Annotated in this window: 6 protein-coding genes and 1 other RNA gene; all 7 read left to right on the forward strand. The window is 69.2% G+C overall.

Annotation, left to right across the window (positions count from 1 at the left end; genetic code table 11):
• The first annotated feature begins 69 nt into the window (after nucleotides 1-69).
• The 7 genes from MQC88_RS06255 to rpiA all read left to right on the forward strand — a co-directional run bounded on the left by MQC88_RS06255 (nucleotide 70) and on the right by rpiA (nucleotide 7,403).
• Complete coding sequence (locus MQC88_RS06255) at nucleotides 70-4,722, forward strand: EAL domain-containing protein (protein ID WP_243320012.1); 4,653 nt, start codon at nucleotides 70-72, stop codon at nucleotides 4,720-4,722.
• Between the two features lie 31 nt (nucleotides 4,723-4,753).
• Nucleotides 4,754-4,975, forward strand: coding sequence for a TIGR02449 family protein (locus MQC88_RS06260; protein ID WP_243320015.1), 222 nt, complete (start codon nucleotides 4,754-4,756; stop codon nucleotides 4,973-4,975).
• Nucleotides 4,972-5,265, forward strand: a complete 294-nt coding sequence (locus MQC88_RS06265) for a cell division protein ZapA (protein WP_243320017.1) — start codon at nucleotides 4,972-4,974, stop codon at nucleotides 5,263-5,265. Before MQC88_RS06260 ends, MQC88_RS06265 begins: the two co-directional genes overlap by 4 nt.
• Nucleotides 5,266-5,413: 148 nt before the next feature.
• Nucleotides 5,414-5,599, forward strand: a non-coding RNA gene (gene ssrS / locus MQC88_RS06270) — 6S RNA.
• 51 nt (nucleotides 5,600-5,650) lie between these two features.
• On the forward strand, nucleotides 5,651-6,271 hold the full coding sequence (locus tag MQC88_RS06275; RefSeq protein WP_243320020.1) for a 5-formyltetrahydrofolate cyclo-ligase: 621 nt from the start codon (nucleotides 5,651-5,653) through the stop codon (nucleotides 6,269-6,271).
• Nucleotides 6,272-6,739 carry an EVE domain-containing protein gene (locus MQC88_RS06280; RefSeq protein ID WP_243320021.1) on the forward strand — a complete coding sequence of 156 codons (468 nt, stop codon included), beginning with the start codon at nucleotides 6,272-6,274 and terminating at the stop codon, nucleotides 6,737-6,739.
• 16 nt (nucleotides 6,740-6,755) lie between these two features.
• Nucleotides 6,756-7,403 (forward strand): ribose-5-phosphate isomerase RpiA, encoded by a 648-nt coding sequence (rpiA, locus tag MQC88_RS06285; RefSeq protein ID WP_243320023.1) that lies wholly within the window; start codon nucleotides 6,756-6,758, stop codon nucleotides 7,401-7,403.
• Nucleotides 7,404-7,668 lie beyond the last annotated feature (265 nt).

The raw sequence follows: 7,668 nt of genomic DNA on the forward strand, positions 1-7,668 counted from the left end.
GGGATGCGACAGTGTAACGAGTGGCCATGCGTGTCGCGCGTGGCGGCCTCGACTTGCCGGGTCCGGGGCATGCCCTACACTGACTGCATCATCCGCCGGGGGGGCGGGCTCTTGCGTTTTTCCGCCATCACTGCCTCGGTCGTCCCGCGCGCCGCTTCCGCGCTGCTCGTGCTGCTGCTGGCATCGGCGTGCCTGCAGGCATCGGCGGCGGTGCGCGATTACTACTTCCAGCGTACCGACGGCAGCGAAGGGCTGGCGCAGAACACGGTCACCGCCCTGGTCCAGGACGGCGATGGCTTCATCTGGGTCGGCACGCAGGGCGGCCTGCACCGCTACGACGGCCAGCGCTACACCCTGTACCGGCAGGATCCGCGCGATCCCGGCAGCCTGCCCGACAGTTTCATCACCGCGCTCGCCCGCGACGACGAACACGGCCTGTGGGTGGGCACCTATTCGCAGTATCTGGCGCGAATGGACCTGCGCGACGGACACATCCGCCGCTACCCGGTCGATGCTGGCGACGGCGGGCACAGCCGCCGGGTGTTCGCGCTGCTGGCCGAAACGGGCGTGGTCTGGGTCGGCACCGAGCACGGACTCGAGCGGCTCGATCCGGCCAGCGGCAAGCGCAGCCGGGTCCTGGCGCTGCCGGCCGCGCGGCTGACCGACCAGCCGCAGGCGCTGTTGCGCGGGCCGCGTGGCACCTTGTGGTATGCCACCGCCGTCGGCCTGTTCCGGATCGACGCCGGCTCCGCAGCTGCGCGCATCGGCCTCGAACTGCCATTGCGCACCCTGCTGCGCGATCGTTCCGGCCGGATCTGGGCCGGGGGCATCGATGCCCTCTATCTGCTGCAGGACCGCAGCAAGCTGCTGCAGGTCTGGCCGCGGTCCGGCACCGCCGACGCCGGCGACGTCCGCGCGCTGGTGGAGGCACCGGACGGGCAACTCTGGTTCTCGGCGGTTCCCTATGGCCTGCGCCGTTTCGACCCGCGCAGCGGCGCCACCACGGCGCTGCGCCAGAACCCGCTGCTGCCGGGGACGCTGCCCGAAAATGCGATCAACGCGTTGCTGGTCGACCAGGCCGGGCTGTTGTGGGTCGGCGGCCAATACCATGGCGTCGCGGTGGCGGACGCGCACGGCGCCCGCTTCCGCTATCTCGTCGACCTGGCGCAACACGGGTCCGACCGGCCCGCACTGGACAGCAGCATCCGCGCCATCTACCAGAGCCGGGACCGCCGCCTGTGGCTGGGCACCGACGACGGGCGCCTGTTGCGCTACGACGCCAGTTCCGGCTTCCGGGACTTCAGTGCGCTGCTGCCGGATTCCAGCAGCGCGCGCAGTGGCCAGCGGGTGATGGCATTCGCCGACGCCGGCGACGGTTTTCCCTGGGTAGCGACCACCATCGGCCTGTTCCGCCTGGATCCCGGAATGCCGGCGATGCAACCGGTGCCGATCCCCGGTATTCCCGCCCCCAACCTGCGCAGCCTGGCCATCGGACGGGACGGTACCCTGTGGCTGGGCAGCAACGAAGCCGGGGTGATCGCCTTCCGTCCCGGCGCCGGCAGCCACGGCGCCGGCACGGTGCGACGGATTCCCTTCCTCGGCGGCGACCCGCGCGGCCTCGCCCATCCGCAGGTGCATGCCGTGCTGGTCGCCGACGACGGCAAGGTCTGGATCGGGACCGGTCACGGCCTGGACCGGTTCGATCCGCGCACCGGGCGCCTGCGCCATTTCCAGCGCCAACCCGCCGGCGACCAAAGCCTCGCCGGCGACATCGTCCGCGCGTTGTGGCAGGACCGGGACGGCAGCCTTTGGGTCGGCAGCCACGGCGGGCTCAACCGCATCCGCGTCGACCGCAACGACAACGTCCGGTTCAGCCAGCCGCTGCTGGCCGTGCTCGATGGCGAACCGTTGCCGGTGGTATTCAGCCTGGCCGGGGATCTCTCCGGCGCGGTCTGGATGGGCAGCAACCGCGGACTTTTGCGCTACACCCCTGAAGGCCGCGGTCCGCGCGCCGGCACCCTGCGCAACTTTGGCATGGCCGATGGCCTGCAGGACCTCGAGTTCAATGGCGGCGCCGTGGCCACGCTCGATGGAGGGCAACTGGCGTTCGGTGGCGTCGGCGGCCTGAACGTGTTCGACCCGGCCCTGGTCAAGGACAGCACCCTGCAACCACCGCTGCGGTTGTTGTCGGTGCAGGTGGGGGCGCAGGCCGCCGACACCACGCAACCGGCGTGGCAGAAGCAGCAGCTCGAGTTGCCGGAAACGGCCGACATCCTGCGCCTGCAGATCGGCGCGCTCGACTACCTGGGCAACGCCGGCATCCGCTACCGCTACCGCATCGACGGCCTCGACCAGGACTGGATCGACAACGGCACCCGCAGCCAGATCACCTACACCCTCCTGCCAGCCGGGCATTACGTGTTCCGCGCGCAGAGCACCAACCATGACGGCATCTGGAGTTCGCATGAACTGCGCTTGCCGATCGTGGTCACGCCGCCGCCGTGGCGGCACCCGCTGGCGCTGGCCGCCTACGGCCTGCTGGCGGCGCTGGCCTTGTGGCTGCTGTGGCGGCAATGGCACCGGCGGCGGGCGCTCGAACGCGGCTATTTCGAGCGCATCCGCGACCGCGAGGAGCGGCTGAAGCTGGCGCTGTGGGCTTCGGGCGAACAGTTCTGGGATTACGACCTGGCCCGTGGCGAACTGCAGCGCATGCGGGTCAAGGACGATGTCCGCAGCGCCTCGGACATCGCGGTGGAAACCGAGGTGGAATCCAATCATCGGATCCACCGCAACGACCTGCCGCAAGTGCGCGACCGCCTGCGCCAGCACCTGCGGGGCGAAACCCCGTTGTTCCTGTCCGAGCACCGCATCCCCGGCGACGACGGGCAGTGGATCTGGATCCGCGCGCGCGGGCGCGCGGTCGAGCGCGATGCCGATGGCCGCGTCCTGCGCCTTGCCGGCACCGCGCGCAACATCACCCACAGCCGCCATGCCGAACGCGAGCGCCGGATCGCGTCCGAGGTGCTGCGCAGCATGAACGAAGCGGTCTCGGTCCTGGACCGCAACTTCGACTTCATCTCGATCAACCCCGCGTTCTCGCGCATGACCGGCTACGGCGAGGTCGAGGTGATCGGCCGCAACGCCAGCATCCTCGACAGCGCCCAGCACGAGCCGGCGTACTACCGCGAGATCCGAGAACACCTGCAGCGCAGCGGCCGCTGGTCCGGCGAAATGTGGCAGCAGCGCAAGGACGGCGAAGAATTCCTGTGCGCGTACGAATGCAGTTCGGTGCTCGATGGAAGCGGCCAGCACATGCTGTTCGTGGTGGTGCTCAGCGACATCACCGACCAGAAGCGCGCCGAGCAGGAATTGCGCTACCTGGCCAACTTCGACACCCTCACCAACCTGCCCAACCGCACCCTGCTGGCGGAACGGCTGTCGCGCGCGATCGTGCGCGCGCGCCGCCAGGACGACCGCATCGCGGTGCTGTTCCTGGACCTCGACCGGTTCAAGGACATCAACGATTCGCTAGGCCACGCCGCCGGCGACCGCATCCTGCGCGCGGCAGCGGTGCGGTTGCAGGATACGGTCGGCGTGCAGCACACGGTCGCGCGCCTGGGCGGCGACGAGTTCACCGTGGTGCTGGAAAACCTGGAGGCACCGGAACAGGCCGACAAGGTCGCGCGCGAGATCATCACTGCGTTCGAGGCACCGCTGCTGCTGGACGACCGCCAGGAGATTTCGATTTCGCCATCGATCGGCATCAGCCTGTACCCCGACCATGCGCAGGTGCCGACCGAGTTGCTGAAGCAGGCCGACACCGCGATGTACCAGGCCAAGGCCGCCGGCCGCCGCACCTACATGCGCTACACGGAGGCGATGGACGTCGCGATCCGCCGCCGCGCCACCGTCTCCGGCGCGCTGCGCAAGGTGCTCGATCGCGGCGAGTTGCGGCTGGTGTACCAGCCGCGGCTGGCGCTGTCGCGGTCGAAGATCGTCGGGGTCGAGGCGCTGCTGCGCTGGCACAGCCAGGAGCACGGCGAAATCCCGCCGACCCAGTTCATCCCGCTGGCCGAGGAGAGCGGGCTGATCCTGGAGATCGGCGAGTGGGTGTTGCGCGAGGCCTGCCTCACGCTGGCACGCTGGCACCAGCACGGCCTGGCCGGCGTCGGCGTATCGGTCAACGTCTCGGCGCTGCAGTTGCTCCGCGGGGACCTGCCCGACGTGGTCGAGCGGGTCCTTGCGGAAAGCGGATTGCCGGCCAAGTGCCTGGAACTGGAACTGACCGAAAGCGTGATCATGGCCAACGCGCAGCAGACCGCGGACAAGCTGCAGGCCTTCCGCGACCTCGGGGTGACCCTGGCGATCGACGACTTCGGCACCGGCTACTCGTCGCTGGCCTACCTCAAGCGCTTGCCGATCAACACCCTGAAGATCGACAAGGAATTCGTCGACGACCTCAGCCATGGCTCCGAGGACGCGGCGATCACCACCACGATCATCGCGATGGCGCGGGCGCTGGGAATCAACGTGGTGGCCGAGGGCGTGGAAACCGAGGCGCAGTTGCAGTTCCTTCGCGCCCATCGCTGCGACGAGATCCAGGGGTACTGGCTGTCGCCGCCACTGGAGGCGCAGCGCTGCCTGGCCTTCATCCGCAACTGGCTGCCGGCGGCGCGCGGGGCCCCGCAGCCGGGGGCGACGCCCTGGGTGCCGACGCCTTGACCGGCGCGCAGGCGCTGCCTATGGTGCCGCAATGGACAATGCCGAGGTGATCGCCCAGCTGCGCGCCATCGCCACCCGCGTGGAGGCATTGGCCGCGCGCGCACAGCAGCTGGCCGACGAGAACCGCAGCCTGCGCCAGCAGCAGGAACAGCTGGCCGGGGAGCGTTCGCAGCTGCTGGCCAAGAACGAGCAGGCGCGCTCGCGGGTCGAGGCCATGATCGCTCGGCTGAAGTCGCTGGAGCAGCACACATGAGCAGCAGCGAACCGGTCGCCGTGCACCTGCTCGACCGCGAATACACGGTCGGCGTCGAACCCGGGGAACGCGACAGCCTGATGGCTGCCGCCAAGCTGCTCGACGGCAAGATGCGGGAGGTGCGCGGCGCCAACCGCATGGCCGCGGTCGACCGCGTCGCGGTGCTCGCGGCGCTCAACCTCGCGCACGAACTGCAGCTGCTGCGCGACGAAAACATGGCCCGCGACCGCGAACTGGCGCGCACGCTCGACGGCCTGCAACGCCGGCTCGACGGCCTGGCCGACCTCTGAACACGTGCGGCGCCGCGCGGCGCATCGCCGCCACCCGCCGCGGCGACGCCGACATCCGTATTCATCCATCGCGGTGGCTGAACCGGACCTTCGCGAAAGCCCGACGAATGGATGGGCCGGGACGTCGCGCACCGCTATACTCTGTCCGCGTCCTCTGCCCTGCGCGACGGCGTGCGCAAACATACGCCTTGTCCCTTAATGACGACCACGGGGATGCAGCGGAAGCCGGGAGTGCAAGTCCGCCTCGCAGCGGGAAGCCCGAAGGCCTCCAGGCATCCCCACTTGAACCCCGGGTTCAAGGTCGTTTGGCACGCATCGCCATGGCGGAGGATGTACCTACAACGCGGGGCCCGTGCCGCCCAGGCACCGGCCCCTTTTTTTGCGCATGAGCACCGACCCACCCACGACCATCGACCGCAAGGTCCTGCGCCGCGAGCTGCGGAATCGCCGGCGCGAGATCCCAGCCGGGCAACGGATGGCGGCTGCCGAGAGCCTGTCCTCGCGGTTGCTTTCGCTGCCCTTCCTTCCCGGGCGCGGCGATGTCGCCGGCTACTGGGCGATGGATGGCGAGATCGCGCTGCATGCCTTCCAGATGCGCCTGCCCAGTGGCCTGCGCTATTGCCTGCCGGTGCTGTCGGGCGACCGCCTGCGCTTCGCGCCGTGGAATGCCGGCGATCCACTGGCCACCAATCGCTACGGCATCCCCGAACCCGAGGTCGCTGAGGACGTCATGCTCGAACCGGCTTCGATGGCGTTGGTGCTGGTGCCATTGGTCGGCTTCGATGCGCGTGGACATCGCCTGGGCATGGGAGGCGGCTGGTACGATCGCAGCTTCGCGTTCCGCAACGCCTCGCACGGCAGCGCGCGGCGGCCGCCCTGGCTGGTCGGCGCGGGCTTCGGCCTGCAGCAGGTCGACGCGCTGGACGTCCAGCCCTGGGACGTGGCGCTCGACGCCGTGTGCAGCGAACGCGACACCATCCTCGTCGATCATCCAGGGAATCGTTGAATGGCGGCACGCAGGCGCTATTGGCTGATGAAATCCGAACCGGGCGATTTCGGCATCGACGACCTCGAGCGAATCGGCACCGAGCCGTGGACCGGCGTGCGCAATTACCAGGCGCGCAACTTCATGCGCCAGATGCAGGTCGGCGACGGCGTGCTGTTCTACCACTCCAACTGCGAGGTGCCGGGCATCTACGGCATCGGCGAGGTCGCCTCGCCGCCTTACCCGGACAAGACCCAGTTCGACCGCAGGTCCAAGTACTTCGACACCAAGGCGACGCGCGAACAACCGCGCTGGGACCTGGTCGACGTGGGCTACGTGCGCCACCTCAAGCGACCCCTGCCGCTCGACGAGATCCGCGCCCACGCCGACGCGCTCGGCGAGGAATTCGCGTTGATCCGCAAGGGTTCGCGCTTGTCGGTGCTGCCGGTGACCGCGGCCCAATGGAAATTGCTTCTTTCACTCGAGTAGCCCGGACACCGCGGACATGAGCGAAGCCAAGCGCCTGGCCGGCGAAAAGGCCATCGAGTACGTCGAGGACGGGATGGTGGTTGGCGTCGGCACCGGGTCCACGGTGGCGTTCTTCATCGACGCGCTGGCGGGGATCCGGCACCGGATCGCCGGCGCCGTCTCCAGCTCCGAGCAGAGCACCGCGCGCCTGCGCGGCCACGGCATCGAGGTGCTGGAGCTCAACGACACCGGGCCGCTGTCGCTCTACGTCGATGGCGCGGATGAATGCGACCCGGGCAAGTGCCTGATCAAGGGCGGCGGCGCGGCCCTTACGCGCGAGAAGATCATCGCGCAGGCGAGCGAACGCTTCGTCTGCATCATCGACCCGGCCAAGCGCGTGGACGTACTCGGCCGCTTCCCGCTGCCGGTCGAGGTGGTGCCGATGGCACGCAGCCTGGTGGCGCGCGAGCTGGTGGCGCTCACCGGCGGGCAGCCGGTCTGGCGCCAGGGCACCACCACCGACAACGGCAACTGGATCCTGGACGTGCACAACCTGCGCATTACCGACCCGGTGGCGCTGGAAGCGGCGATCAACCAGATGCCCGGCGTGGTCAGCGTCGGCCTGTTCGCGCGGCGCCGGGCCGACATCGTCATCGTCGGTGGCGAACCGCCGCTCGTCTTGTAAACCACGAGCCGGCGGAAGGCCCAAGGCCTCTGGGCGAATGGCCCCCGGCCTCCGCCTGACGGCGGGGACCTCCTCTGCTTCGCCCAAAAGCCTTGGACCTTCCACCTCGCGTTGGGCTGGTCCGAGATGCGAGCGCGGTAGAAGGTGGAGAGCCGCGTGGGGCGGCGCGCGCAAGCTTTCCGGCGGACAAAGAAAAACCCCGCAGCCGTGGCTGCGGGGTTTTGGGTAAAGACCCTGGCGATGACCTACTCTCGCATGCTAGATG

Source organism: Cognatiluteimonas sedimenti (assembly GCF_022808325.1).
Lineage (GTDB): Bacteria > Pseudomonadota > Gammaproteobacteria > Xanthomonadales > Xanthomonadaceae > Cognatiluteimonas > Cognatiluteimonas sedimenti.

Coding starts and splice junctions, on each gene's coding strand:
- MQC88_RS06255 (WP_243320012.1), top strand. CDS start 70: ATGCCCTACACTGACTGCATCATCCGCCGGGGGGGCGGGCTCTTGCGT.
- MQC88_RS06260 (WP_243320015.1), top strand. CDS start 4,754: ATGGACAATGCCGAGGTGATCGCCCAGCTGCGCGCCATCGCCACCCGC.
- MQC88_RS06265 (WP_243320017.1), top strand. CDS start 4,972: ATGAGCAGCAGCGAACCGGTCGCCGTGCACCTGCTCGACCGCGAATAC.
- MQC88_RS06275 (WP_243320020.1), top strand. CDS start 5,651: ATGAGCACCGACCCACCCACGACCATCGACCGCAAGGTCCTGCGCCGC.
- MQC88_RS06280 (WP_243320021.1), top strand. CDS start 6,272: ATGGCGGCACGCAGGCGCTATTGGCTGATGAAATCCGAACCGGGCGAT.
- rpiA (WP_243320023.1), top strand. CDS start 6,756: ATGAGCGAAGCCAAGCGCCTGGCCGGCGAAAAGGCCATCGAGTACGTC.